This window comes from Aeromonas sp. 3P, from assembly GCF_051919745.1.
Classification (GTDB): Bacteria; Pseudomonadota; Gammaproteobacteria; order Enterobacterales; family Aeromonadaceae; genus Aeromonas; species Aeromonas veronii.
Map to the genome: position 1 here is coordinate 1565611 of NZ_JBQBED010000001.1, position 26875 is coordinate 1592485.

23 protein-coding genes and 1 pseudogene are annotated in these 26875 nt (G+C 58.7%); 12 read left to right on the top strand and 12 right to left on the bottom strand.

Annotated features, from left to right (window positions below; all coding sequences use genetic code 11):
• The first annotated feature begins 193 nt into the window (after window positions 1-193).
• The 4 genes from ACTG19_RS06960 to ACTG19_RS06975 all read left to right on the top strand — a co-directional run bounded on the left by ACTG19_RS06960 (window position 194) and on the right by ACTG19_RS06975 (window position 3445).
• Window positions 194-706: a MarR family transcriptional regulator gene (locus ACTG19_RS06960; RefSeq protein WP_439988915.1), complete on the top strand. Its 513-nt coding sequence runs from the start codon at window positions 194-196 to the stop codon at window positions 704-706.
• Between the two features lies 1 nt (window position 707).
• On the top strand, window positions 708-1763 hold the full coding sequence (locus ACTG19_RS06965) for an HlyD family secretion protein (protein ID WP_439988916.1): 1056 nt from the start codon (window positions 708-710) through the stop codon (window positions 1761-1763).
• Entirely contained in the window at window positions 1753-2850 is a 1098-nt protein-coding gene (locus tag ACTG19_RS06970; protein WP_279491225.1) for a DUF2955 domain-containing protein, read from the top strand. Before ACTG19_RS06965 ends, ACTG19_RS06970 begins: the two co-directional genes overlap by 11 nt.
• 238 nt (window positions 2851-3088) lie before the next feature.
• The gene (locus ACTG19_RS06975) at window positions 3089-3445 is read left to right on the top strand and encodes an MliC family protein (RefSeq protein WP_005338437.1); all 357 of its coding nucleotides are present in this window, start codon (window positions 3089-3091) and stop codon (window positions 3443-3445) included.
• A gap of 56 nt (window positions 3446-3501) precedes the next feature.
• Here the strand turns inward: ACTG19_RS06975 and ACTG19_RS06980 are convergent, their stop codons facing one another.
• From ACTG19_RS06980 to nrdD, 4 genes are all read right to left on the bottom strand, one after another.
• Entirely contained in the window at window positions 3502-3894 is a 393-nt protein-coding gene (locus tag ACTG19_RS06980; RefSeq protein WP_005358848.1) for a TonB family protein, read from the bottom strand.
• 176 nt (window positions 3895-4070) lie between these two features.
• Entirely contained in the window at window positions 4071-4241 is a 171-nt protein-coding gene (locus tag ACTG19_RS06985; RefSeq protein ID WP_005338440.1) for a YqaE/Pmp3 family membrane protein, read from the bottom strand.
• Between the two features lie 64 nt (window positions 4242-4305).
• Window positions 4306-4815: an anaerobic ribonucleoside-triphosphate reductase-activating protein gene (gene nrdG, locus ACTG19_RS06990; RefSeq protein ID WP_103251521.1), complete on the bottom strand. Its 510-nt coding sequence runs from the start codon at window positions 4813-4815 to the stop codon at window positions 4306-4308.
• 100 nt (window positions 4816-4915) lie between these two features.
• Entirely contained in the window at window positions 4916-7033 is a 2118-nt protein-coding gene (gene nrdD / locus ACTG19_RS06995) for an anaerobic ribonucleoside-triphosphate reductase (protein WP_042079841.1), read from the bottom strand.
• A 447-nt stretch (window positions 7034-7480) separates the two neighbouring features.
• On the opposite strand from nrdD, the gene ACTG19_RS07000 reads away from it, so the two are divergent.
• Window positions 7481-8455 carry an ABC transporter substrate-binding protein gene (locus ACTG19_RS07000; RefSeq protein ID WP_439988917.1) on the top strand — a complete coding sequence of 325 codons (975 nt, stop codon included), beginning with the start codon at window positions 7481-7483 and terminating at the stop codon, window positions 8453-8455.
• A 63-nt stretch (window positions 8456-8518) separates the two neighbouring features.
• Here the strand turns inward: ACTG19_RS07000 and ACTG19_RS07005 are convergent, their stop codons facing one another.
• From ACTG19_RS07005 to ACTG19_RS07020, 4 genes and pseudogenes are all read right to left on the bottom strand, one after another.
• The gene (locus ACTG19_RS07005; protein ID WP_139441809.1) at window positions 8519-8830 is read right to left on the bottom strand and encodes an SWIM zinc finger family protein; all 312 of its coding nucleotides are present in this window, start codon (window positions 8828-8830) and stop codon (window positions 8519-8521) included.
• Window positions 8820-11183 (bottom strand): NAD-dependent DNA ligase LigA, encoded by a 2364-nt coding sequence (gene ligA, locus ACTG19_RS07010; protein WP_439988918.1) that lies wholly within the window; start codon window positions 11181-11183, stop codon window positions 8820-8822. The genes ACTG19_RS07005 and ligA overlap by 11 nt, the downstream gene beginning before the upstream one ends.
• 99 nt (window positions 11184-11282) lie before the next feature.
• On the bottom strand, window positions 11283-12452 hold the full coding sequence (gene zipA / locus ACTG19_RS07015; RefSeq protein ID WP_335875414.1) for a cell division protein ZipA: 1170 nt from the start codon (window positions 12450-12452) through the stop codon (window positions 11283-11285).
• Window positions 12453-12467: 15 nt separating this feature from the next.
• A pseudogene (locus tag ACTG19_RS07020) lies at window positions 12468-15841 on the bottom strand (AAA family ATPase).
• Between the two features lie 214 nt (window positions 15842-16055).
• Here ACTG19_RS07020 and cysZ point away from each other — a divergent pair.
• Entirely contained in the window at window positions 16056-16820 is a 765-nt protein-coding gene (gene cysZ, locus ACTG19_RS07025) for a sulfate transporter CysZ (RefSeq protein ID WP_103251523.1), read from the top strand.
• A gap of 146 nt (window positions 16821-16966) precedes the next feature.
• Complete coding sequence (locus ACTG19_RS07030) at window positions 16967-17581, top strand: trimeric intracellular cation channel family protein (RefSeq protein WP_005338456.1); 615 nt, start codon at window positions 16967-16969, stop codon at window positions 17579-17581.
• A gap of 85 nt (window positions 17582-17666) precedes the next feature.
• Here the strand turns inward: ACTG19_RS07030 and ACTG19_RS07035 are convergent, their stop codons facing one another.
• The 4 genes from ACTG19_RS07035 to ACTG19_RS07050 form a co-directional block, all read right to left on the bottom strand.
• Window positions 17667-17918, bottom strand: a complete 252-nt coding sequence (locus tag ACTG19_RS07035; protein ID WP_005338457.1) for a lipoprotein — start codon at window positions 17916-17918, stop codon at window positions 17667-17669.
• 47 nt (window positions 17919-17965) lie between these two features.
• A complete protein-coding gene (locus tag ACTG19_RS07040) occupies window positions 17966-18511 on the bottom strand; it encodes a DUF882 domain-containing protein (RefSeq protein WP_005338458.1) in 546 nt (181 codons plus the stop codon).
• Window positions 18512-18675: 164 nt separating this feature from the next.
• Complete coding sequence (locus tag ACTG19_RS07045) at window positions 18676-20160, bottom strand: L,D-transpeptidase family protein (protein ID WP_005358830.1); 1485 nt, start codon at window positions 20158-20160, stop codon at window positions 18676-18678.
• 92 nt (window positions 20161-20252) lie between these two features.
• Window positions 20253-21017, bottom strand: a complete 765-nt coding sequence (locus ACTG19_RS07050; RefSeq protein ID WP_429213435.1) for a substrate-binding periplasmic protein — start codon at window positions 21015-21017, stop codon at window positions 20253-20255.
• A 316-nt stretch (window positions 21018-21333) separates the two neighbouring features.
• On the opposite strand from ACTG19_RS07050, the gene ACTG19_RS07055 reads away from it, so the two are divergent.
• From ACTG19_RS07055 to ACTG19_RS07075, 5 genes are all read left to right on the top strand, one after another.
• On the top strand, window positions 21334-21879 hold the full coding sequence (locus ACTG19_RS07055) for a hypothetical protein (RefSeq protein WP_041202288.1): 546 nt from the start codon (window positions 21334-21336) through the stop codon (window positions 21877-21879).
• 55 nt (window positions 21880-21934) lie between these two features.
• On the top strand, window positions 21935-22954 hold the full coding sequence (locus tag ACTG19_RS07060; RefSeq protein WP_005338462.1) for a glycosyltransferase family 2 protein: 1020 nt from the start codon (window positions 21935-21937) through the stop codon (window positions 22952-22954).
• A complete protein-coding gene (locus ACTG19_RS07065; RefSeq protein ID WP_005338463.1) occupies window positions 22951-23322 on the top strand; it encodes a GtrA family protein in 372 nt (123 codons plus the stop codon). The genes ACTG19_RS07060 and ACTG19_RS07065 overlap by 4 nt, the downstream gene beginning before the upstream one ends.
• On the top strand, window positions 23322-24488 hold the full coding sequence (locus ACTG19_RS07070; protein ID WP_429213439.1) for a hypothetical protein: 1167 nt from the start codon (window positions 23322-23324) through the stop codon (window positions 24486-24488). The genes ACTG19_RS07065 and ACTG19_RS07070 overlap by 1 nt, the downstream gene beginning before the upstream one ends.
• A gap of 228 nt (window positions 24489-24716) precedes the next feature.
• Window positions 24717-26828 carry an alpha-amylase gene (locus tag ACTG19_RS07075; protein ID WP_429213441.1) on the top strand — a complete coding sequence of 704 codons (2112 nt, stop codon included), beginning with the start codon at window positions 24717-24719 and terminating at the stop codon, window positions 26826-26828.
• Window positions 26829-26875: the final 47 nt, after the last annotated feature.

Genomic DNA, 26875 nt, shown 5'->3' on the forward strand with positions numbered 1-26875 from the left:
ATTCACGGCGCAATATCCGAAGCGGCAAAAGAGTCTCGAGTGGATTAGCCCCGAAAATAATATCAGGGGCTCGAATGCTGCCAACTCGCACCAGCGAAAGATCCGACCAGAAACATGATCCGCATCACACTATTTACTTAGCCTGCTAAACAAGTATGATACTTAGCAGGCTAAGTACATTGAGGATGAGAAGATGACGGATCTGGAAAGGTTGCGCGAGCTGTCGCTCGCCGAGCAGATAGCGCGGATGCACCGGCTATGGCGTACTGCCGCCGACCTGGAGCTGGCTCCCCTTGGCCTCACCCATCCCCGCTGGACCGCGCTGTGGAAACTCTCCCGCATGGGGAACCATGTCAGCCAGAAGACCCTGGCCGAAGCCCTCGAAATAGAACTGCCATCCCTGATGCGCACCCTGGGCCAGTTGGAAGAGCAGGGACTGATTGAGCGCCACTGCTGCAGTCAGGACAAGCGAGCCCGCATCGTCTGTGTGACCCCGGCTGGCCAGACCCTGCTCGATCAGATCGCCGACCGCATCATGAATATCCGCCGGGAGCTGCTGGGGGGCATCGAAGAGCAGACCCTGCAACTGTTTGAAGCCACGGTGCAGCGGATCTCGGCCAACGCCCTCAGCAAGATTGAACAACACCACGACCGACAAGCCGGAGGCGATACAAGCCCTCCCGAGACCGACACAGAGAGAGAATAAGATGACCCCGGATCAACAATTTACCCGCTGGATCAAATGGTCCATGGCTGGCTTTGCCACCCTGTTTGCCTATTTTCTGATAGCCGACCTGCTGATGCCCCTCACACCACAGGCGATGGCGACCCGGGTGGTCACCAAGCTGGCACCCCAGGTGAGCGGCAAGGTGATCGAGGTTGCCGTTCACAACAACCAGCAGGTCAAGAAGGGGGATCTGCTGTTCAGGCTGGATCCGGCCCCTTTTGAGCTGGCAGTGGAGCAGGCCCGCCTTGCGCTGGCGCAGGCAGAGCAGCAGAACAGTGAACTGGATGCCGCCCTGACCGCCGCCGTTGCCGAGATCAACGCCAAGGAGACCCTAGCCAGCCAGAAGTGGCGCGAGGCTGAGCGGATCGATGCGCTCTACCAACGTCACATGGTTTCGCTGCAACAAAAAGATGAGGCTGACAGCGCCCTGCGCAGCGCCCAGGCCAACCTGCGCGCCAGTCAGGCCAAACTGGCCCAGATCAAGGCCAGTCGTGGCGTGACCGGTGAGGACAATCTGTTGCTGCGCCAGGCCCGCAACAAGCTGGCGCAAGCGCAGCTGGCCCTCTCTTACAGCCGGGTCCACGCGGATCAGGATGGCACCATCACCAACCTGCAGCTCAAGCCGGGCAGTATCGCCAGCGCGGGCAGCCCGCTGCTGGCGCTGGTGTCGGAACAGGTCGATGTCATAGCCGATTTTCGGGAGAAGAGCCTGCGCCATGTCGGCGAGCAAACCCGCGCACTGGTCGCCTTCGATGGCGAGCCGGGTCAGCTCTATCCTGCTCGAGTAAGCAGTCTGGATGCCGGAGTGAGCGCCGGTCAGTTTGATGCCAATGGCCGACTGGCCGCGCCGGTGGAGTCTGATCGCTGGGTACGGGATGCCCAGCGGATGCGGCTGCACCTCGAGCTGGAGCAGCTCCCCGACCATCTGCCAGCCGGGGTGCGGGCCACGGTGCAACTGCTGCCGGACAATGCCCTGACTGCCATGCTGGCACGGGGCCAGATCCACCTGCTCAGCCTGCTCCATTATGTCTACTAACCACGCCACTCACCCGTTGGCCAATACTACCCCAGCCCACCCCGTCGGTGGTGCTGCCACTCACCTCTGGTATCGGCCCCTCACCGGCAACGAGCTGCGCCAGTGCCTGCGCATCGCCTTTGGCTGCACCACGGGCTTTTTGCTCTGCAAGCTGTTTGGCTGGAATTACGGGGTCTTCTATACGGTCACACCAGTGCTGCTGCTGGGGATGGTGCCGGTGATGAATGGCCATGCCGCACGCCAGCTGATCGCGGCTGCGGTGGTCTGTGGGGTGGAGGTCGGGCTGCTGGGGGGACTGTTTGGCAGCCATCCGGCGCTGATGACCCCTATCGCCTTCATGCTGTTTCTCTACCGCTTCGCCGCCATGTCGCGGGGCAGCCTGTTTCTGTTCGGGGCCAACGGGGTGCTGAGCCTCAGCATCATGCTGCACTTTGCCAGCTATCCGCAGACCGACCTCAACGACCTGATCCTCAACAATATCTGGGCGAGCATGCTGTCGGTGCTGATCGCTTACCTGATGACCATGCTGATCCCGGATGTGGAGGCCAGACCCAAGCCAGCCTCGGCCCCCAAGGCGCCGCACCGGATGCGCCATGAAGCTCTGCTGGGGGCCACAGTGGCCACCCTGTCGTTTCTGGTCTTTCAGGTGTTTGACCTGCGCGACTCCATGTCTGCCCAGGCCACAACCCTGCTGGTGCTGTTCCCCATGCACTGGAACGGTGCGCTGAGTTATGCCCGCAAACGGGCGATGGGCACCTTGCTGGGGGTCACCTTCGGCCTGCTCGGCCAGTTGCTGCTCTATGACTGGTCAGGACAACTGCTGCTGGTCGCTCCACTATTGTGGCTCGGCGCCATGCTGTTCAGCCATGCCCATGTCAAGGAGGCAGGCGGCTCGGGGGTCGGCTTTGGCGCCCTCACTACCCTCGGCATCCTGTTTGGCCAGTACCTCACCCCGGGCAACGATCTGGTGTTCAGCGCCCTCTACCGGGTGAGCAGCATCCTGTTTGCCATCGTGGTCACCCTGCTGGCCTGCTACCTCGTCCACCGGTTGCTCAACCGCTTCGAGGCGACCCGCTTCGGTTATTGATCTCCTGTTGTAAGCACTGTTGTCAGCCCATGGATGAGCTCTCTTTCGCCCCGTCGCCTGCCGGGGCGTTTTTTTGTCTTCCGCGTTTACTCCTACCTCGCCATCCCTGTCGCAAATTAGAAGTACCTCCGAGGCAGGCAGGCCGGACAGCCAGCGACGCACCGAATGGCCGTGCGGATTGCACAATAACGGCAACCTGTTAGGCTCACGCCCGTATGACACCAATGGAGCTGTAATCATGAATAAGGTACATATGATGGCCGCTGGTGCGCTGGCCCTCGGCCTGCTCGCTGGCTGCAATCAGGGCAATACCCTCTCAGTCACCGGTGGCGAACCGGTCAGTTACCAGTGCGAGCAGGGCAAGAAGGTGCAGGTGCGCTACTTCTCTCTCTCCGACGAGAGCCTCAACTTTATCAAGCTGTCACTGCCGGACGGCAAGGATTACACCCTGCCCCAGGCCATTTCGGCCTCCGGCGCCCGCTATACGGACGAACATGAGGCCGTTTGGTGGAACAAGGGGGATGAGGGCTTTGTCGAGCTTCGGGATCAGGATGGCGAGTGGCAGACCGCCTACAACGACTGCAAACAGCAATAAACGTGACCCCGGCCTGGCCGGGGTCTCTCTTTCTCTGCCATCAGAGTGGTGGGGGATCAGTTGATCTCGATCTCGAAGCGGTTGGTTACCTCGACCGGTATGGCATCCGGGTTGCCCTCTGCCGGGCTATAGCGGATCCGCGAGAGGGTCGCCAGCGCACTCTGCTCCAGCTCGCCGGGGGGCTCGGCCGCCACCACTTCCGGCTTGACCGGCGTGCCGCTGGCGTCGATTTGATAGCGTACTTCCACATACCCCTTGACCGGTTTGGCCGGCAGGGCGGGCTCGTCATTGCCAAGCCATGACCACTGCTTCTCCTGAACCCAGTAGCTGGACAACTGCTCGAGTGGGATAGCGATCGGAGCGCGCTCGTGCGCCACCTCCTGACGGGATGAGCACCCCAGCAACAGTGTCACTGCCAGACCTGACCATACTGCGACTTTCCACTTCATGTAACGCTCCTTGTTCTCTGCCGGTGCTTGTTGCCGGACTGCGGGACGCTCAACGCGCCCCGCTTGGTCAGTCACCCATCCTAACGAAAAAGTATTCGTATGAACATGAACAAAAGGGCCAACCCCGAGAGGTTGGCCCTTTTATCGTCAATGAGCTCACTAACCAGCCGCTGGCATCAGCCGCGCTTGTCACTCACCACCAGCCAGAGCGCATGGACCATGCCCGGCAGACCGCCCATCAGGGTCAGCACTATGTTGATTAAAAAGTGCAGGCTAAAGCCCACCTGGATAAAAGCGCACACAGGGGGCAGGAAAATGGCCAGCAGGATCTTGAGCAGATTGTTCATCTCGGCTCTCCTTTTCAAAAATGTCGTCAGGATTGGAATGGGCTAACCATAAACATCCCGGACTTCAACTGCAAACCAGACAGGGAATTCGCTCACCCGCATCACGCCAGGCGTTGAGGTCGTGGATCTGCTGATTGCTGCTGCCACGCCAGAGCAGGCCCGGGTCTGCCAACTCCTTTTCAAACTTGCCATCCACCAGCACATCCAGCAAGGCCACCAGCTCACGCTGGGCCTCTGACAGTTCGCCGAGCAGATAACCGGTCCAGCACCAGATATCCTTGCCCGGACACTCGGCGCGCACCCGTTTCACCAGCGCCAGCACGTGGGGCACGTTGGCAGGGTGGAGCGGATCGCCGCCGGAAAGCGACAGACCTCGCCGTTTGATGCGGCTGTCGTTGAGGTCGCTAATGATGCGATCGCTCATCGCCTCATCGAACGGCTTGCCGCCATCGAGCCGCCAGGTGCTCTGGTTGTAGCAACCCGGGCACTGATGCTCGCAGCCCGAGACAAACAGGGTGGCACGGGTGCCGGGGCCGTTGATCACATCGACCGGGTAGTATTGGTGGTAGTGCATCGCTTGTTTCCTGCCTCGTTCACGGGACAGCGGCATAACTGCCGCCCTCCAATGAAAATGGCCCCTTGAGTCAGGGGCCAGCTCTTCATCGCCTGTGCGCTTACATATGTTTGACTCGGCGCTTCACCTCTTCCTGCTTGCCCGCATTGAAGGGGCGCGCATCGGGGCTGCCGAGGTAGCCGCAGACACGGCGGGTCACCGACACCTTGGCGGGGTCATGGTTGCCGCAGCGCGGGCAGGTAAAGCCCTTGGAGGTGCACTCGAATTCGCCGGTAAAGCCGCAGTCGTAGCACTCGTCGATGGGGGTGTTGGTACCGTAGTAAGGCACCTTGTCATAGCTGTAATCCCAGACGTTTTCGAGCGCTTCCAGGTTGTGCTGGATGTTGGGGTACTCGCCGTAGCAGATGAAGCCACCGCTGGCGATGGGCGGATAGGGCGCCTCAAAGTCCAGCTTGTCGTACGGGTTGACCTGTTTCTCCACATCGAGGTGGAAGCTGTTGGTGTAGTAACCCTTGTCGGTCACACCGGATACCACGCCAAACTCCTTGGCATCGATGCGGCAGAAACGGGTGCAAAGGTTCTCGCTCGGGGTGGAGTAGAGGCTGAAGCCGTAGCCAGTCTCCTCTTTCCACTCGTCAATGGCCGCCCTGAGACGGGCGATGATGGCGATGGCCTTCTGTTGCAGCTCGGCGCTGTCAAACAGGTGAACCTTGTCACCAAACAGGGCGTTGATGGTCTCGTGAACCCCGATATAACCGAGGGAAATGGAGGCACGACCGTTCTTGAAGATCTCGCTGACGTTGTCGTCCGCCTTGAGGCGCACGCCGCAAGCCCCTTCCATATAGAGGATCGGTGCGACCCGCGCCTTGACGCCATCCAGACGGGTGATGCGGTACATCAGCGCCTTCTTGGCGACCCGCAGGGAGGCATCGAGACGATCCCAGAAGTCCGCTTCATCACGGGATTTCAGGGCAATGCGCGGCAGGTTGAGGCTCACGACACCCAGGTTGTTGCGACCTTCGTGGATCAGCTCGCCATTCTCCTCGTAGGCACCGAGGAAGGAGCGGCAACCCATGGGGGTCTTGAAGGAGCCGGTCACTTTCACGACCTGGTCGTAGTTGAGGATGTCCGGATACATCCGCTTGGAGGCACACTCCAGCGCCAGCTGCTTGATGTCGTAGTTGGGATCGCCCTGCTTGTGGTTGAGGCCATCCTTGATGGCGAACACCAGTTTCGGGAACACGGCGGTCTTCTTGTTCTTGCCAAGGCCAGCGATACGGTTGCTGAGGATGGCGCGCTGGATCATCCGCGACTCCCAGCTGTCCCCCAAGCCAAAGCCGAAGGTAACGAACGGGGTCTGACCGTTGGCGGTGTGCAGGGTGTTGACCTCGTACTCCAGCGACTGGAAGGCGTCGTAGCACTCTTTCTCGGTGCGGGCCATGGCGTAGGCTTCCACATCGGCAATGCCCCACTCTTCGGCCACTTCACGGTGCTTCTGCCAGCTGATGGTCACATAGGGGGCCAGCACTTCGTCGATGCGGTTGATGGTGGTGCCGCCATAGATGTGGCTCGCCACCTGGGCGATGATCTGGGCGGTCACGGCCGTGGCGGTGCTGATGGATTTCGGGGTATCGATCTCCGCATTGCCCATCTTGAAGCCGTGGGTCAGCATCCCTTTCAGATCGATCAACATGCAGTTGAACATCGGGAAGAAAGGTGAGTAATCGAGATCGTGGAAGTGCAGATCACCGCTCTCATGAGCCTGAACCACATCACGGGGCAGCATGTGGCTGGTGGCATAGTGCTTGGCGACGATACCGGCCAGCAAGTCGCGCTGGGTCGGGATCACCTTGGAGTCTTTGTTGGCATTCTCGTTGAGCAGGGCGGCGTTGGTCTGCTCGACCAGACCGCGGATCTCCTGCGCCAGACGGCCGCGCGCCTCGCGAGCCTGATCCCTGTCGTGGCGATATTCGATATAGGCACGGGCGATGGCCTTGTCGTCGGAAGCCATCAGGTGGTTTTCGACCCGGTTCTGGATCTCGTGGATATCAACTTCACCACGCCCTTCCAGCTCCTGACTCACCGCATTGGCAATGCGGGAGGCGAGTGCCGGATTGGCCTGATTGACCGCTTCCGCCGCTCGGCTGACCGCCTCTGCAATCAGCTGGGCATTGAATGGTGCGCGACATCCGTCACGTTTGATCACAACCGGTTTCATGGATTTTCCCCGTTAAAAGGCCAGGCATTTGCCTCTGGCTCACCCTTGTTGGGCCCCCCTCCCGGCATCTCGTCCTGGACGCAAATAAATTCAGCCGAGGCTTGACAAGCCTGGGCTGAAGATAGGAAGGGAACAGCTTATACACAGCTTAATAACACAACATATAGGTATTAAAAACGAATGCGTCCCTATATGTGGTGTCTATTAGGCACCAAAGCGAAGCCTCATTTCTTGATCCAGAACAGGTTTTTCAGCGAGCGGGACAGTTCACGACCAACCCAAAATAGCCCCATTCAAATCCAACCTCAGGCAGGGTGCGGGCTGGCGTCCGATCCACCCACCCGAAAAAAAATCGCCCCCCCCACCGCACCGGTTTCGAGATGACAGCGCCAACCAAAACCGCCCATACTGAACAAGAACTCTCTCCCCCTCGACAAGGGACAACCCATGCGCACCTCCCTGCTATTGCTACTGCTATCCACCCTCTCTCTGCCGCTCTGGGCCGCCAACATTCTGGTGATCAGCAGCTACCATCCCGAATACCTGTGGGACCAAAGCTACAACAAAGGGCTGCTAGATGGCTTGCAGGGGGAGCACAAGATCACTCACTTCTATATGGACACCAAACGCCATCCACGGGAGAAGTTCGACGAGATCGCCCAGCAAGCCATCGCCTTTTATCTGAAGAGCAAACCGGCTCTGGTGGTACTGGGGGATGACAACGCCATCAACTATCTGGCCAACGAGATCGCCTCGCTGGGCACCCCGGTGGTATTTCTCGGCATGAACGAGAATCCGCGCCTCAAAGGCTTTGTCGGCCACCCCAAGATCACCGGCGTGCTGGAGCGCCCCCTGCTCAAGCGCAACATCAGCGAAATAAGCCAGATGATGAGGGGGCTCGACAAGGCACTGGTGCTGTTTGATTCCAGCAATGTGGCCCTCACTGCCATTGAGGATGAATTCAAGACCCAGACCGAGCTGCGGGTCGGTCAGACCAGGGTCAACAGCCAGCTGATGGGCGACTACAGCCTCTGGCAGGAGGCGGTGCTCAACGCCAAGAAGAATGGCTATCAGGCAATCTTCCTAGGCCTCTACCACACGCTGGTCGATGACAATGGCAAGCATGTGAGCGAAAAGACGGTGCTGGAGTGGACCAGCGCCAACACGCCGGTGCAGCTCTTCTGTTTCTGGGAGTTTACCGTCGGCAAGGGGATGGCCATCGGCGGGCTGGTGCTGGACGGCCACGATCAGGGGATACAGGCAGCCAGCCTCATCAACACCATACTGGCGGGCACCCTGCCCCGTACCATCTCCCCCCGCGCTGCCCTGCGCGGCGAATATGTCTTCAGCAAGAGCGAGCTGGCCCGCTGGCAGCTCACCGTGCCCGACAAATGGCGCCACAAGATCCTCTGGCGTGAGTGAGAACCTAAACATCCAAAAAAAAGAACCCGGCACTAAGGCCGGGTTCATAGACATGGATAATTTTTATCCAGCCATGACTCTTTCAAAACGAGCGGTCTTACGTTTAACGTCTTTCTTCATCTGCTCCAACTCTGCTTCACTCTCTTTCAAAGAAAGATAATGAGAACACAACTCGGAACCTAAAAAATCAGACCTGAAAACATCATTAATTTGGCCGTTCAATATACCTTCAATTATTCCTGATTTATGCTTACACTTCTTTCCATAAGAACCAGCAGCACAATCACAATATAAATTGAATACGCCATTACTTTCTTTAACAGTAACGGTGTACACATTACCTTCACTTCCATCAACAGAATACTTAAATTCCATTTTCAGACTCCAGAAGAGTACGCAATTCATCTTCATTGATGATTTTTATACCTAGCTCGGTCGCTTTTTTCAATTTGCTACCAGCCTTATCACCCATAATCAACATATCTGTATTTTTTGACACTGAAGTTTTAGATTCACCACCAAGCTCCTTTAGTTTTGAATTCAATTTATCCCTCGACATGAACGTAAAACTGCCAGTGATTACAAATGACTTACCCGCGATAAAGCTATCTGATTTTTCCGCTGGCTCAGAATCCAATAAATCGTCAACATCCAATAGTGCATGTTTATCAACATAGATCTTGACCGCATCAAGCAAGGGCTTCTTCTCTTTAATACCTTTGACAACTGCATCAATTTTTTGCTTGCTGATACTTGTGCCGGCTGTGGTTGTGATACCAACCAAATCACCATGCTGTAAACCATTGCACAACTGATCCAAAGTTATTTCTTTAGATATAGCTTCAGAGAAAGTCTTAGCAACGCCATCAATATTTAAACCTTCAATGATTTTTGCCATTGAAAATTTTCTTTTATACATTCTGGATATTGATATTCCAGTTCTTTCCACACCCATTACATCGGCTAGTTCCATAACCGAATCGCTTACTGAAACAGCACTAAAATAGTCTGATATTTCCGCATCAATATCTAAACCGATACCATTTATCTGACTAATAATTCCTCTCGGTGCTGACATTATATTATCCAAGCATCCAAGCTCAACAATCAGTCTTTCTGCAACAACTTGACCAACAGATGGAATTCCCAATCCAAATAGAAAGTCGATAGAGGATGTTGTACCAATTTTAGCCTGAATAGCATCAAATGCATTTTTTGCTGAAACTTCAGCAAAACCATCTAATTTTAAAAAATCATCAACACTCAATCTAAATAGATCTGCTGGATGTTTAACTAATCCACCATCTACTAACTGTTCAATGACTTTATCACCAACACCTTCTATATCAACCGCATTACGGCTAACGAAATGTTTGAGAGATTCTTTGACTTGAGCTAGACAATTTAACCCTCCCGTACATTTACGAGTCGCAAGTATTTTTTCGAGTGTTTTGGTTTTTTGTTGGACGATTTTTTTCTCTTGAACAATATCCGAACCACAGACTGGACACTCGGCCGGAAATAAGATCGCGCGGGCGTCGTTTGGGCGCTGCGCCTCCACCACGGCGACGATCTGCGGGATCACATCCCCCGCCCGGCGCACGATCACGGTATCGCCAATCATCACGCCGAGGCGCTCGATCTCGTCGGCGTTGTGCAAGGTGGCGTTGGAGACAGTCACGCCGCCGACAAACACCGGTTTGAGCTTGGCGACCGGGGTCACGGCGCCGGTGCGGCCGACCTGAAACTCGACGTTCTCAAGCAGAGTCATCTCCTCCTGCGCCGGGAACTTGTGGGCGGTCGCCCAGCGCGGGGCGCGGGCCACAAAGCCCAGCTCCTCTTGCAGGGCGATGGCATCCACCTTGTAGACCACGCCGTCGATCTCGTAAGGAAGCTCGCCACGGCGGGCCAGAATGTCGTCATGGAACGCCTGACAACCGGAAGCCCCCTCTTTGAGCTTCACCTCGGGACTAAGCGGCAGCCCCCACTCCTTGAGCTGATTGAGGCGACCAAAGTGAGAGTCACCGAGCAGCTCGCCACCAACACCGACACCGTAAGCGTAAAAGCTCAGGGGACGGCTGGCGGTGATGCGTGAATCAAGCTGACGCAGACTGCCGGCGGCGGCGTTACGCGGGTTGACGAACACCTTCTCGCCTGCGGCCAGCGCCTTGGCATTCATCGCCTCGAAACCAGCCTTGGGCATAAACACTTCGCCACGCACCTCAAGCCGCTCGGGCCAACCAGAGCCCCGCAATGCGAGCGGAATGGCCTTGATAGTGCGCACGTTCTCGGTGATCTCCTCACCGGTAGCGCCATCGCCCCGGGTGGCCGCCTGCACCAGCTGACCATCCACATAAAGCAGGCTCACCGCCAGGCCATCTAGCTTGGGCTCACAGCAGAAGGTGAAACGCACGTCACGCTTGAGGCGATCGCTCATACGCTGTTCGAACGCCTGCAACTCTTCGCTGCTAAAGACGTTATCCAGACTGAGCATGGGGATCTCGTGACGCACCTGACTGAACGCCGTCAGCGGCTGACCGCCGACCCGCACGCTGGGGGACGCCGGGGTTTTCAGCTCGGGGTGGTCAGCCTCCAGCGCGATCAGTTCGCGCATCAGACGGTCGTATTCGGCATCCGGCACTGTGGGGTTATCCAGCACATAGTACTGGTGACCATATTCGGTAAGCAGTTCACACAATTGACGGTGGCGGGAGAGGGTGTCGCTCATGAAAAAGTCTCGAAGTGTGATTGAACATCCGGCCGGGGTAGAAACAAAAGTGCGGTACCAGGGTACCGCACTTTTTCTTCACTCGACCCGCATGGCGTATTAGTCGCGACTGGCCTCGTAGGCAGCCAGCTCGTGACGGTAACGAGCAATGGTCTCGTCGCTCAGCGGGCTGCGATCCATATCGGTCAGCATGGCATCGAGATCGCTGGCCAGCTGATCGGCAGCCTGCAGCATATCCTCGAAGGCAAACGCGGCATTGCTGCGCAGCGGCAACTGCATGAACAGGGAGACACCCGGTGTGGTGAACTGTTCCATCCGGTACGGGTTAAAGGTGCCTGGCTTGACCATGTTGATCATGGAGAAGAGCACTTCACCCTTGCCGTTGGGATCTTCGTGACGGTGGAAAATATCCATCTCGCCAAACTTGAAGCCCAGCGCCATCAGGGATGAGAGCAGGGTTGCACCTTGCAAGTCGTGACCCGGACGGCCCATCAGGTTGATGACATAGACATCCTGCCAGATCTTCTCGACCGGCTGGGGCGCCATGCGCGGCTCTTCAACCACAGGTACAGGTGCCACATAGGCCGGCTCTTCATAAACAGGCTCGGGAGCCACATGACGGGGCTGCGGCTGATATTCCGGCTCGGGAGCACGCACCGGTTCGGCACGAACGGTGTCGGCGGTACGGACTGTCTCTGCACGGGCACCAAAAGTCGGGGCGGTCGCGTAAGCGGGCTCGACCAGCGGCTCGTCATCCAGCGACTGCATCATGGGCTCGCGCTGGGGACGGGAACGGTAGACCGGGGTACGACGATTGACCTGAGCAGGTTTGCGCACCGGCGCGGCGGGCGCTTCGTCGATCTCCTCGGGCAGCGGTTCGTCGAACGCTTCCTCCTCTTCATAGACAGGAGGCGGCGGAACCGGGCGGGCAGCAGGCTTGCGCACTACGGGCGGCGGCAAATCGTCCTCGTCATCTTCATCATCAAAGGCGGGGACGGCAGGGCGGCGACCGAGTTCCGGCTGGCGGCTCTCTTCACTGCGCAGCTTGGGCTCGGCACGACGGCCACCACTGACCACACGTACCTGGCCGATGCCATCGCTGTCGAAGGCGTCGTTATCACGATCCCGCGACTTGGAGTCCATCCGTCCAATCGGTTTCTCTTTGATCGGTGCCTGACGATTCTTTTTGTTGCTCCACAACCCGTGAATGAGCAATGCCGCAATAGCAATACCGCCCAGGGCAACCAAGATGTAACGCAATTCCTGCATTAGCTGCTTCTCTTTCTAGTTTTGCTCAGCCAAAGCGACGGCTTCACCGATATCGACCGACACAATGCGAGAAACCCCGGGCTCTTGCATCGTGACGCCAACCAGCTGCTCAGCCATCTCCATGGAGACCTTATTATGACTGATGTAAACGAACTGTACTGTGCTCGACATCTCTTTGACAAGAGAACAGAAGCGACCGACGTTCACTTCATCGAGCGGTGCATCCACCTCATCCAGCAGACAAAAAGGTGCTGGGTTGAGTCTGAAGATGGCAAAAACCAGCGCAAGCGCGGTTAACGCCTTCTCCCCCCGGAAAGCAGGGCAATGGTAGCATTCTTCTTACCCGGAGGTCTCGCCATGATGCTCACTCCGGCCTCCAAAAGATCATCGGAGGTGAGCTCAAGCCAGGCACTGCCCCCACAGAACACTTTTGGAAACAGGGATTTTAAATCTTCGTTGACCTTATCGAAAGTGTCCCGGAACCGTATTTGTGTCTCTTTATCAATTCTTTTAATGGCTTGGCTCAAGGTTTCCAGCGCTTGCTCGAGATCCTGACACTGATTTTCAAGATAGGTTGCCCGGGTTTTCGCCTCTTCGTACTCCTCCAACGCCGCCAGGTTGATGGCGCCGAGTGCCTCCACTTGCGCCTCCAGGGTCTGGATCTCCTGCCGCAGCTTGCCGCGATCAGCGGCGATCAGCACCGCCTGATCGAGATCTACCAGTCGAACACCCAGCTCTTCGAACTGCTCGTGCAACCCCTGTCGACGGGTGAGGTTGCGTTCGCGCTCAAGACGCAGGGTTGCCAGTTTCTCTTGCAGAGTCACCAACTGCTTGTGATCGGCACTTCTGGCCTGCTCCAGCTCACCGAGCTGGCGCTCCAGCTCCGCAAGCCGTTGATGGCAGGCGAGCTGCTGCGCCTCAAGATTGCGCTGCTCAGCCAGCAGGGGCGCCAGATCCGGCACGGCCTCGCTATCCGGCCCTTTCAGCCCGGCCAGCTCCAGGCCGAGCCTCGCCAACTCCTCTTCGCCCAGGGTAATGAGTTGGCGCAGATTGCCCAGCTCCAGTTGCAAACGCTGGCAGGTCGCTTGTTGCTGTTCGCGGCGCGCACGGGCCTCGTCGACCGCCCGCTCGCAGCGGGTCAGCTGCTCCTGCGCGACCTGCAACCCTTGTGTCAGCGGCTCCCCCTGCTCCTGCAACTCGGCAAGGCGCGCCTCATCGAGTTCCAGTTGTTCACGGGCGCTGGCCAGTCGCTCTGCCTCTTCGGCCTGCTCCTGATCGAGCCGGATCAGCTCTTCGCCGAGCTGACCGAGCCGCTGCAACCGCTCCTGCCGCTGACCCTGTTGCAGGCTCCAGGCTTCGCGCAGTTGTTGCCATTTCTGCTCTTGCTCGCGCAAGGTTCGCTGCGACAACTCCTGCGCACTGGCAAGCTGGGCACGCCAGGCATCGGCAGCCACAAGTTGCTCGCTCAACTGTGCCAGCCCCGCGGCAACCCTCTCCTGCTCGGTATGCAACCGCTCACGCTCACCGAGCAGTGCCATGGTGCCAAGCGCCGCGCCCTGCCCCAGATCTGCCCAGTTTGGCCCCAGCCAGTCGCCAGCAGGAGTCAGTACCGACTCACCGGCCGCAAGGCTTGGCTGGCGGGCCAATGCGGCCTCCCGGCTCTCCACCAACCAGATGGCATTGAGGAAGGCGGGAATATGCTCGCCGCCCAGTTGCGCCGCCAGCGTACCGGCAACCGCCGGTTGCGCCGGGCCAATCCAGAGCCCCTCTTGCGCCAGATTGCACTCGTCCGCCGGCGTTGCGGTGAGCCAGCGACCCAGCACCTTGTCGAGTGCCTGTGCCCACTCGGGGGCCACCTGCAACCGGTCGGCCAGAGTCGCCCCCTCCATCTGTTCGCCGAGGATCTGATCCAGGGTCGCCAGCCGCGCCTCCAACTCCCGCTGCAGGCTCAACTGCTGGCCATGCTGCTGCTTGAGTTGTTCATGGGCGTCGACCGCCTGCGCCAGCTGCTCGATCAGCTCGCCATTGGCAGCCCGCGTCAGCTCCAGCTCACCACTCAGGGCATCGAGGGCCGATTGCAGGTCATCGTTCTCAGCGCCGAGGGGGCCAGCGCGTTCATCTTCCAGCTTGAGGCGGGCCAACCGGGTCTTGGCTTGCAACTCCTGCAAGCCACCCAACCGGGTACGAGTCTGGTTGAGCTGGCCCTGCAACCCGGCCAACTGTTGCTGCCACTGCTGCTGGCGCAAGCGGGCCTGTTCCAGCTGCTCGCTGGCGTGCTGGCGGGCCTCCTGCTGCTCGGTGAGCAACTGCTCACACTGCTCCAGCCGGGCGCTCTCCTGCTCTGCGCACAATACCCCTTCGGTCAGTTGATCCTGCTGGCTGGCAAGCTGCGCCTTGCGGGTAGCGATCCGCTCGCCCAGCGCCTCTGCACGGGCTTGCCAATCGCGCCCCAGTTCACTCTGGTGCAGTTGCTGTTGCTCGAGACGGGCGATAGCCTGCCCGCCGAGAAAAATCTGTTGTTGACGGCTCGCCTGCTCGGCTTGCGCCTCTTGTCTGGCGACCGACAGGGTGACGTGGCGCCCCTCATCGGCGGTGCGCTTGGCATCGAGCGCCGCCAGCGCCTGCTCGGCCTGCGCCAGTTCGGTTTTGGCCTCGCCAAGGCGCGTCTCCAGCGCCCACAACTCGGAGCCAATCAACTCGGCACGAGCAGCGCGCGAACGACTCTTGAGCTGTTTGTAGCGCTCGGCTGTCTCAGCCTGGGCTTTGAGGTGCTCAAGGCGCGAACCCAGCTCGCCGCGAATATCGCCGAGGCGCTCCAGGTTCTCCTGAGTGTGGCGAATGCGCTGCTCGGTCTCGCGGCGCCGCTCCTTGTAGCGGGAAACCCCGGCGGCCTCTTCCATAAAGAGCTTGAGATCGGCCGGACGTGACTCCACCAGTCGGCTGACAGTGCCCTGCTCGATGATGGCGTAGCTGCGAGGGCCAAGACCGGTGCCGAGGAAGAGGTCGGTCACATCCTTGCGGCGGCACTTCTGGCCGTTGATCTGATAGTGGTTGGAGCCGTCGCGCAGCACTTCGCGGCGCACCGAGATCTCGGTAAAGCGGCCGAACTCGCCGGGCACCCGGTTATGGGGATTGTCGAACACCAGCTCGACCGAGGCGCGCCCGTGCGCACTGCGGTTGATTGAGCCGTTGAAGATGACATCGGTCATGTTCTCGCCGCGCAGATGGCGGGCGGAACTCTCCCCCAGCACCCAGCGCACCGCGTCGATGACGTTGGATTTGCCACAGCCATTGGGGCCCACCACGGCGGTCATGTCTGCCGACAGTTCGATGCGGGTCGGCTCGACGAACGACTTGAAGCCGGCGAGTTTGATCAGTTTCAGACGCATGGCGACCTGTATCAGTGGCTAAATAAAGAGGATGCGGGCAGGTGACTTTACCAAATCCAGACCCGACTTTGTTTGTAATATGCAGGCATCATCCCCATTCAATGCCCGATTTTCAGTCGCCACGGCACGAAATAAGGAATAGTCGGCGACTTTACCAAATCAAAGGCTTGTTTGTAATATGCTGGCAGTTCTCCCATGCATAGATGGAGCTCACATGAGCCAATCACCCCATATGGTCAAAGATTCAATCAGCGGTGCAGACTATTTCCTGCGCGGGTTTTCCCTCATTCGCCAGCCGGGCATCCGCACCTTTGTGCTGATCCCCCTGCTGGTCAACTTCGTGCTGTTTGCCGGGGCCTTCTATGCCCTGCTGCTGCAACTGGACGGCTTGTTCGCCTGGCTCCATCAGCAGATCCCCGCATGGCTCGACTGGCTGGACTACCTGCTGTGGCCCATCGCCCTCATCACCATACTGGTGGTCTTCTCCTTTATCTTCAGCTCGGTTGCCAACTGGGTAGCCGCCCCCTTCAACGGCCTGCTGGCGGAGAAGGTGGAGCAGATCCTCACCGGCCAGCCCGCCAATGACAGCGGCATGCTGGATATTGTCAAGGATGTGCCACGCACCTTCGGCCGCGAATGGACCAAGCTGAAGTATTACCTGCCCAAGGCCATCGGCTGCCTGATCCTGTTCCTGATCCCGGTGGTTGGCCAGACCCTGGCGCCGGTAATCTGGTTCCTGTTCAGCGCCTGGATGATGGCGATCCAGTATGTGGATTATCCGTTCGACAACCACAAGATCGACTTCATCACCATGCGCGACGCCTTGAAGCAGCGCCGCGGCAAGTGTCTGAGCTTCGGCGCTTTGGTGACCCTCTTCTCCGCCATTCCGGTGGTGAACCTCTTCGTGATGCCAGTCGCCATCTGTGGTGCCACCGCCATGTGGGTCGATCACTACCGGCAGGAGCAGTTGGGGCGCTAACCCTTGAACATTGATTAGAAAAAGGCACCCGAAACGGTGCCTTTTTCGTATTTAGCATGAATTAAATTAATGCATGCATTCGATAGCTTGTCCCATATGACACGAGTTGGTAGGATTCTGGCCTTTCTCATTCCCTGGGATATCTCATGTTACATGCACTCTTCTTGGTGGGCCTGGTGGCCGAAGGGATGACCGGCGCGCTGGCCGCGGGTCGGCGACGGATGGATCTGTTTGGTGTGGTGATCATCGCCTCGGCGACGGCCATCGGTGGTGGCACCATCCGCGATGTGCTGCTCGGCCACTATCCGCTGCTCTGGATTGAGCATCCGGAATACGTGCTACTGGTTGCGGCAGCCGCGATGGCGGGTGTGGTCTCCGCCCCCCTGATGCGCTATCTCGGCAAGCTGTTCATGGCCCTTGATGCCCTGGGACTGGTGGTCTTCTCCATCTTCGGTGCGGCCCGAGCGCTGGATATGGGCCACGGCGCCGGTATTGCCTGCATCATGGCGGTAGTGACCGGGGTCTTTGGCGGGGTGCTGCGGGATCTGCTCTGCCAGCGGATTCCACTGGTATTTCGTCGCGAGCTCTATGCAGCCATTTCGCTGATCACCGCAGCCCTCTACTGTCTGGCGCTGGATCAGGGCTTGCCGACCAACTGGGCCGCGTTCGGTTCCATCGGGATCGGCTTTGTGCTGCGGCTGCTGGCGGTACGGTTCAAGTGGGGTCTGCCTACTTTCAACTACCAGTACGCGACCCATTGAGTACGCCAGCTTCTGGCGAAGCAGGTTGGATTGCGAGCAACAAAAAAGCGCCCGAGTGGCGCTTTTTTCATGGACGTTCTGCGACTCAGTTAATCCCTTCCGAGCTGAAGAAGGTCGCCTTGTCGGCGATAAAGCGGATCTTGATGTTCTTCCCTTCCCCGCCCCAGAGGCAGCTGGTAGTGCCCAAGGCATCATCACAGCGCTCCGCCTTGCCCAGAATGGTGCTGGCCTCGGCGTAACTCATCCCCATCTTCAACTGGTCGTAATTTTCACGGTTGAGCTTGCTGCAACCGGTCAACAACAGGGCGATCAGGCCGCCAATCACTATCTTTTTCATCGCTATCTCCTCTCTGGTGGGAAGAGCTTGGCAGCTTGCCAACCCCTTTACCAGCTGCGCACCGGGCCGGTATCGAGGTGAACGAAGTTATCACGGGGATAGTAACCAACCCCACCCACCTTGAGCTGGAGCGCCGCCTTGCGCAGATGGGCCAGCTGTACGCCGGGGATCCGCACATCCACCGCCTGCCCCAGGGTGTGGTAGCTGTGCTTGGCCACGCCGCGGCTCTTGTGGCGCTTCTGACGATTGGTTGCCGGGGCGCGATAGCCGGAGATCAGCTGAATTTCACTGCGCCGACCCAGCTTGTGCTGCAACAGAAACAGTTGATCAAAAAGCTTCTTGTCGATGTTGAACACTTCATTGCGCCGGTAATCGCGGAAGATGTGGTTGAGCTCGGCCAACCCGTCGCTCAGATAGTGGCCATTTTCCCAATAGCTGGCGCGCACCCGCTCGCCGGTATTGAGATTGAAAAAACTGAGTTCACGCCCGGTGGTACTGCGGCTGGCCAGTGCAGGGAAGGAGATCAGCGAGCTGCCCAACAGGCAACCGGCTCCCAGCAACAGGCGACGTCGACTTATCTCTTGTTCCAGCATAAGGGGTTCGTCCATCGCAGATTCAAGCGAAAATAGTTGAATAAGATCACTGATTGAATGTGATACAGGCGCTTGAAACTACCCTCCGGCGGGGGGCCCTGTCAAACCTCAATCGCCCATAGAAAAGCCCGGCACAGGCCGGGCTTTTCACTCTGTGGCAGGGATCACAGCAGGCGGCTCTGGAAGCTGACCCGATCAAATCCGTAGATGTCGTTACGCAGTTGCTGGCGACCATTTTCGTCGATCCAGCTGCTCCAGTAGACGGTAAAGACCGGGATAGGCGTGGTGAGCGGCAACCATTTGGTCTGGCTCTCCTTGAGGATATTGGCCACCTTGTCCGGCTGATAGCGCGAGTCCGCCAACAACAGCTCGGCCAGATCGTCCGCATGTTCCACCCGGATGCAGCCCGAACTGAAGGCGCGCGCCCCCTGTTCGAATAACGCCTTGCGCGGGGTGGAGTGCAGATAGATGGCGTCATTGTTGGGCAGGTAGAACTTGTAGCGCCCCAGCGCATTATGATCCCCCGGCTTTTGCCGCAGGCGATAGGGGAAACCGGCGGCCAGCGCCTGATGCCACCCCTCTTCGGTGAACTGGACCGGGTTGCCCTCGCTGTCGATCACCTCGAACTGCTCGCGACTCAGGTACGCGGGATCCCGACCCAGCTTGGGCAGGATGTCCTTGCTCAGGATGGAGCGCGGCACATGCCAGGAGGGATTGAGCACGATGGAGCGAATTTCGCTGGCGAGGATGGGCGTGGCTCGCTGCTCCTTGCCGACGATGACCCGGCTGGTGAATACCTCGTTGCCGGACTCCACCACGCTCAGACGGTAGTCGGGAATATTGACCAGCACGTAGCGGCCACCGGCGAGCTGATCCACCAGATCACGACGCCACAGGTTGCGCAGCAGCAGGCTGGCGCGCACTTGCGGGCCGGTATTGAGCCAGGAGCGGGTCTGACGACCGATAATGCCGTCCGCGGTGAGACCGTGACGACGCTGGAACTGCTTGATGGCCTGCTCGGTATCACCATCGTAAATCTGATCACCATGGCTCGGGGCGCTGTCGCCCAGCTCGTTGAGCATGGCGCGGATTTGGCCAAGCTCGGCTGAGCTCTCTCCGGCACGCAGGGTCGGCATATCGAGGGTTGGCCACTTGCTGGCCATCGGCATTGCCAGCAGTTTGTGCACTTTGGCCCGCACCGCCTCGTATTCCGCCACCTGAGGGCGCAGGGATTTCACCTGGGTGAGCAGGTCATCATCGCTGGGTTGGGTCACTACAGGGCGGTTCAAATCGAGCTTGAGGGTCTTCATCTGCTCGCGCGAGACCAGATCCATCCCCCGCCAGGCGTGCTGGAAACGGCTCAGCTTGGTAAAAATGTCGTCATAGATGGCACCACGCTTGTCTGCAGGGGTGGCCTGCAGGCGCTTCCACAGCGTGAAAAAATCGGGGTGCAGCTGGGCAAGCACAGCCTCTTGCAACTGCTGCTCCAGCTCGACACGGGCCTGTTCGGCCTGACTGCCCTGATACCAGTCGTGTCCGGTTTCACTGGCCGCCACCACGACTTGTGCTTCGGTTGCATGTACCGCGCCAGCGGGCAAACATCCCAGCCACACCAGATTGGCAAGGGCCAGCCAATACTTCATCCCCATGGGTACCTCAAAACGGTTTGTTCACTCTGTCGGGCCTGACAAGCAGACCCGATGCTCAGGCCGCTCATGATGCGTGAACGGCCAATACTTTGCTAGCGCCCGGGGGCATAACGCTGCCAGATAATGTCATACGCATCTGTCTCCTTGAACCGCGCCAACGCCTGATTGAATTGTTGCAAGAATTGCGGCGAAAAGCTGCGCTTGCCCAACATAAAGAAGCTTGGCGATTCAGATACCACCATGGGGTGACTGGTGAACAGACCGCCCATCCCCTCCTTGTTAAGGGCGCTGGGGGTAGCCAGCATGTCACCAAGGAAACCGTCGATCCGCCCGCGGGCCAGCTTCTCAAAATTTTGCTGGTCGCTCACCGCACTCACCTGTTTGGCATAGCGAGCGAGCAGCGACATCACTTCCTCACCATAGAAGTACTCTTTGGTAACGCCGAGGGAGTAACCACTGGCCAGCCAGCTCGTCAGATCCTGTTCGGGATAGTGGCTGCCCTTGCGGATCCACAGCAAGGTGCGCCCCGGGTTGTAGGAGTCGGAAAACCAGGCATAACGGGCGCGCTCATCATTGATATTCGCCTCCATCGCCATGTCTATCTCGCCATGCTCCATTTCGTGCAGTACCCGCTTCCAGGGCAGCTCCACATAGTTGACCTTGCAGTGCATGGAAGTGAGCACAGCCGTCAGCACCTCGGCGGCATAACCGCGCACCTCTTGCGGTGAGTCGGCTTCGTAATAATGGTAGGGGGGCCAGTTATCGTAACCGACCTGAATGGGCTCGGGACACTGGGCCTTGGCCAATGCCATTGGCGCCCATAATCCAAGCAGCAGACAGCAAGAGAGCCACTTCATATGTCATCCTTGACGAATAGGTGAGTCATCATAAATCGCCCCCTGCAAAATGGCGATAGAGGCCAGATGACTATCGCATCCGCTAGAAAATGACGCAGCAAAGCGCGTCTATTTGCCAATTGCCCTGCCGGAGCGCCACTGGCAACCGGCGCCCCGCCAGACCTGTTTAACCGGGAAACAGCAACGTTTGGAACAGGGGTAAAAAGGGGTTAATATGTGACCAAATATTTTTTTGTGATCCACTATGCTTTTTTTGCAATTGGATTAGCATATGCGCGACATCGGCCTACCCATTCTGTCAGGCATAGAGAGTGATATGACGTACAAAAAGTTCGGTTTTTTGACTGCCATTCTGGCGTTAAGCGGTTTTTATCTTTACACCCTCTATCTGGCTGCTCACCCCAACGTGAGCCTGGCCTACAAACTCTATTATCTGGAAGGCAAGACACGCTTCTGGGAACACAACTCCAGCATGACCTATCAGCCTGGTAACGAGCTCAATCTGACCAAGCCGAGCCGCTTCCTCTCCAGCGAAGGCTGGGCCAAGAAGCCGAGCGACGAAGGTACCCTGCTCAGCGGTCAGGGCGGTCTCTACTTTGTGCTACCCAAGCAGGCGGCCAATCCGGATCAGCTTACCGTACAAGCCCGCATCAACAGCCCGGAAGCCGGTGCCCTGTTGAAAGTGGCGCTGGGTCACGACTTCACCACCACGGTGAAACTGGCCAAAGCGGGCATCAACGAAATCCGCCTCAGTCTGCCCGGTGACTCGCTCACGGCAGATCCCAAGCGCCCCAATTTTCTGGCGCTCTCGGCACCTACTCCCATCAATGTGCAGTCGGTACGTTTGACCGTAGCCCAGTGATCCTTGCCCCGAATACCATTTTATAAAAACAACTATCCCAAATAAGGACGTTCTTATGTCGCATCCAGATTTTCGACTCTCTCTGGTCGTTCCCGTTTACAACGAGGAAGAGAGCATCGATGCCTTCATCAACGCGATAGACAACGAACTGGCCCCGCTGAAAGACCAGCTTGAAATTGTATTCGTCAACGATGGCAGCCGTGACCGCACCCGTGAAGTGGTCGAGCAGGCCATCGCCCGCGATCCGCGCGTAACCCTTGTCAACCTGGCACGCAACTTCGGTAAAGAAGCGGCCCTGACCGCAGGTCTGCATCAGGCCAAAGGGGATGCCATCGTGCCAATGGACGTGGATCTGCAAGACCCGCCCGCCCTGATCCTGGAATTCGTCAAACTGTGGCAGACCGGTGACTATGACACCGTCTACGGCATCCGCGTCGATCGCAGTGCCGATACCCCGATGAAGCGCCTGACTGCCGGTGGCTTCTACCGCTTCTTCAACGCCCTCTCCACCAGCACCAAGCTGCCGGAGAACGCCGGTGACTTCCGCCTGATCGACCGTCGAGTGGTCGAGGCGATCAAGCTGCTGCCGGAGCGCAACCGTTTCATGAAGGGTCTGTTTGCCTGGGCCGGTTTCCGTGCCGTTGGCGTCCCCTACGAGCGCCCGGCCCGTCACGCCGGTGAAACCAAATTCAACTACTGGAAACTGTGGAACTTCGCGCTCGACGGTCTGCTCAGCTTCTCCAGCTGGCCGCTGCGGGTCTGGAGCTATGTGGGTGTCGGCGTCTCCTTCGTCGCCTTCCTCTACATCCTCAAGATCGTGACCCAGGTGGTCTTCTTCGGCATCGACGTGCCCGGTTACGCCTCCCTGATGTCTGTAGTGCTGTTCCTCGGCGGTATCCAGCTGCTGTCGCTCGGCATCATCGGCGAGTACATCGGCCGCATGTTCGTGGAAGTGAAACAGCGCCCGGTCTACCTCATTGAAGGGGTCTATGGCCAGTATGCCAAGCAGGATGCGGCCAAACCGCAGAGCGCTGACAGCAACCCGCAAGAGCAGCAGGAGCAGGCGCCTCAATGATCTCCCGCGAGGAATTCTGGCGGCTGGTACGTTTCGGTTTTGTCGGCGGGGGGGCTACCCTCGTCGACCTTGGCACCTCCATCGCACTGTTTCATACCTGGCCCACCATCTCGGAGCACCTGGTTACCACGCTGGCTTTTGCCATCGCGTTCTGGTTCTCCTTCTTTGGTCACCGCTACATCACCTTCCAGAAGCAGGGAGCCGCCAGCAAGTTTCTGCTGGTCGCCCTCTTCTCGCTGGCGGTGCGTAACCTGATCCTGAGCGGCCTGCTGTTTGCGGGGCTCTCCGGTCTGCTGCCGGTGGTCATCGCCACCCTGACCGTTACCGTCCTCACTTACGTTCTCTCTCGCGTCTGGGTTTTTGCCTGATGAATGATATGACCAATACTGCCCCGCTAACCGGGGCTGCACTCCCCTATCGCCCGTCACTGCGCATCAGCGGTCGTGACTGGCTGATGATCATCGCCGCCTTCATGCTGAGCCGGGTGGCGCTGTATGGCATGGGCTACTTCGGTGTCCAGCTCTATGGCTCCCACGACATCGGCCCGCTGCAGGCCTATTGTCAGTTCGACTGCGTCTGGTTCCAGCGCATCATCGAAAATGGATACGACCTCTACCCGCGCTGGCTGAGCAAGGGCAATGCGGCCAACTGGGCCTTTATGCCGCTCTATCCGATGGTCTCCGGTGCCATCTCCAACCTGTTCAATGTGGAGAGCCTGATCGGCCTCATTATTGTTACCAATATCTCCTTCTTCGCCAGCCTGCCGCTGATGCTGCTGGTGTTGCGCCAGCTCAAGCTGGGGGACGATACCGCCCGCTTCGGCGTCTGGCTGCTCGCCTTCTCCCCCTTCTCCGCCTACTTCGTCTCCGGTTATACCGAGTCGACCTTTATGGCGCTGATGCTGGGGATGTTCCTGTTCGCCTATCGGGAACAGTGGCTGATGGTGGCCGTGCTGGGGGTCTGTATCTCCGCCACCCGCAACCTGGGGGTGATGATGGTGTTCCCGGTGCTGATCCTGGCGCTGCAGGCTTACGGCTGGCGGGAATTTTTCCGCTTTACCGAGCGCGCCTTCAAGGTGGTGTTCACCCTCTGGATGATCCCCTTTGGCCTGTTTGCCTACATGGTCTACCTCTATCACCTGACCGGCGATGCCTTCGCCTTCAAACACATTCAGGTGGCCTGGGGTCGCTATATGGACAGCCCGCTGGACTGGTGGCTGAGCGGTTTCGAGCTGGGCGGCCGCAAGGCTTACCTCTCCATCATGGTGATCTTCGGCTGGTGCCTGAACGGTTACCTGTTCAGCCAGAAGCGCTGGGCGGAAGCGACCCTGATGTTCATCTGCTGCACCATCCCGCTGATGACCGGCCTCAACGCCATGCCACGCTACATGTTCGGCCTCTACCCGACCCTGCTGGCCATCATTCTGCTGACCCATCGCTGGCCAGCCATCCGCCCGGCGGTGCTCTGCATCAGCGGCATGGTGGCTTCCTTCATCGCGGTGGCCTTCGTCAACTTCAAGTTCTTCACCGTCTGATGTGACGACGATGCCTTACACACCAAATGCCGGTCACCTGACCGGCATTTTTTATGGCCGCTATTTTTATCGACAGAGCGTCCCATCTCCTCTCCGTCACACTTTCCTCGGCTTGAAAACGTAACCATTTGAACTGAAGTCACAAATCGGCATTTTGCCGATCCAAGGCGCGCTTTGCTGCTCCTAGAATGGGCCCTTGTCCGAACTGCCCTGCTCAAGGAATGGCTTATGCGTCGTGCTCATCACTTATCCCCTATCTGGCTCGCCCTGCTGGCCGCCCCTCTGTTCACCCAACAGGCGATGGCTGCCCCCGAGGTTCACCTCTATGTGGATGGTCAGCCGGTCACGACCCCGATCGCGCTGGACAAGGGCACTGTGGAGCTGACTCACCCTCTTGCCAAGGGGAGCCACCAGATCCGCATCAGCGACGCAGACAACAGTTGCGGTACCAGCTTTGGCCCGAGCGAGAGCAAGCCGCTCCCCTTCGGCACCGCCCAGCCCATGGACAAATGCAGCAAGGATCAGAGCTTTACCCTGCGGGTGATGCTGGCCGGGGAGTATCAGTTCACCTTCAACCCGGATACCCCCAGCCTCAAGGTGCTGCGGGCGACCAAGAAGGGCGAATTCAAACGCCAGCCACCACAAGAGCCCTGCATCAGCTGGGATGGCGGCCCGGTCACTGTATCCCTGAAAGGGGTCTGGCCAGACGGTACCCGACTGAGGGATGCCTACTCAAAACAAGAGGCGGTGGTCAAACAGGGCAAAATGACCCTGACCCCGACCAAAGAGAGCGGAGGCCTGCTGCTGCTCGAGCCGGTCAAGGCAGCCAAGCCAGCACCGTTCAGCTGGGATCAGGCGAGCGTCTATTTTCTGCTGACCGATCGCTTCCACAATGGTGACCCCGCCAACGACCACAGCTTCGGCCGCCAGAAGGATGGTCAGGATGAGGTAGCCACCTGGCATGGCGGTGACTTCAAGGGGCTGACCGAGAAGCTCGACTACATCAAGAGCCTCGGCATGAACGCCATCTGGATCACCCCTATGGTGGAGCAGGTGCACGGCTTTATCGGCGGTGGCGAGCAGGGCAATTTCCCCTTCTACGCCTACCACGGCTACTGGGCGCTCGACTTCACCAAGATTGACCCCAACTACGGCGATGAAGAGAGCCTGAAAACCCTGGTGGACGAGGCCCACAAGCGCGGCATGCGGATCATCCTCGACGTGGTGATGAACCACGCCGGTTATGCCACCCTCGCCGACTTGCAGGATTTGGGGCTCACCGAACTGACCCAGAACAGTGGCAAACTGCCGACCGTCTGGAACCAGTGGCGCCCGAGCGGCGGCCTTAACTGGCATGGCTACAACCAGTTCATCGACTATCAATCACCCGAGTGGAACAAGTGGTGGAGTGGTGACTGGGTGCGCGCCGGTCTGCCCGGCTACCCGCAGCCCGGCACCGACGATGTCACCGGCTCGGTGGCGGGGCTGCCGGACTTTCTGACCGAATCGGCCAAACCGGTAGGGCTGCCGCCATTGCTGGCCGCGAAAAAGGATACCCTCGCCAAGGCGCTACCCAACGCTACCGTGAGCGACTACCTGATCGCCTGGCACACCGACTGGGTGCGCCGCTTTGGCATCGACGGCTTCCGCGCCGACACCGTCAAGCATCTGGAGCCCGAGGTGTGGGCCAAGCTCAAGCAGGCGGGCACCGCTGCGCTCAAGGAGTGGAAAGCTGCCAACCCGGACAAGGCCCTCGACGATCTGCCCTTCTACATGGTGGGTGAGGTATGGGATCACGGGGTCGCCAAGGATTTCTGGTATCAGAACGGTTTCGATTCCCTGATCAACTTCGACTATCAGCGCGAATTCGCCCTGTCACAGGCTCAGTGCATGGCCAGCGCCGAGCCCACCTATGCTAGCTACGCCAGCCGCATCAATCAGGATCCCGAGTTCAACGTGCTGAGCTACATCAGCTCCCACGACACCAAGCTGTTCTTTGGCGACTATCAGGATGTGCCGCTACAGCGCCGGGTCGCCAACAGCTTTATGCTGCTGCCAGGCGGCATCCAGCTCTACTATGGCGACGAGTCAGGGCGCGGGCTGGCCAAGGATGGCGGGGTGTTCGATCAGGCACTGCGCTCGGACATGAACTGGCAGGAGCTGGCTAGCGGAGACAAGGCCGAGCTGGTCAAGCACTGGCAGCAACTGGGCCAGTTCCGCGCCGCACATCCGGCCATTGCGGCAGGCAGCCACCAGAAACTCTCGGATGCCCCCTACGCCTTCGTGCGGGAGAAGGGGGATGACAAGGTGGTGGTGGTCTTTGCCGGTCGGCAGAAGTAACTCTTGGGCCATATATACCAGCAACAGAGAGGGGAGCCACTGGCGCC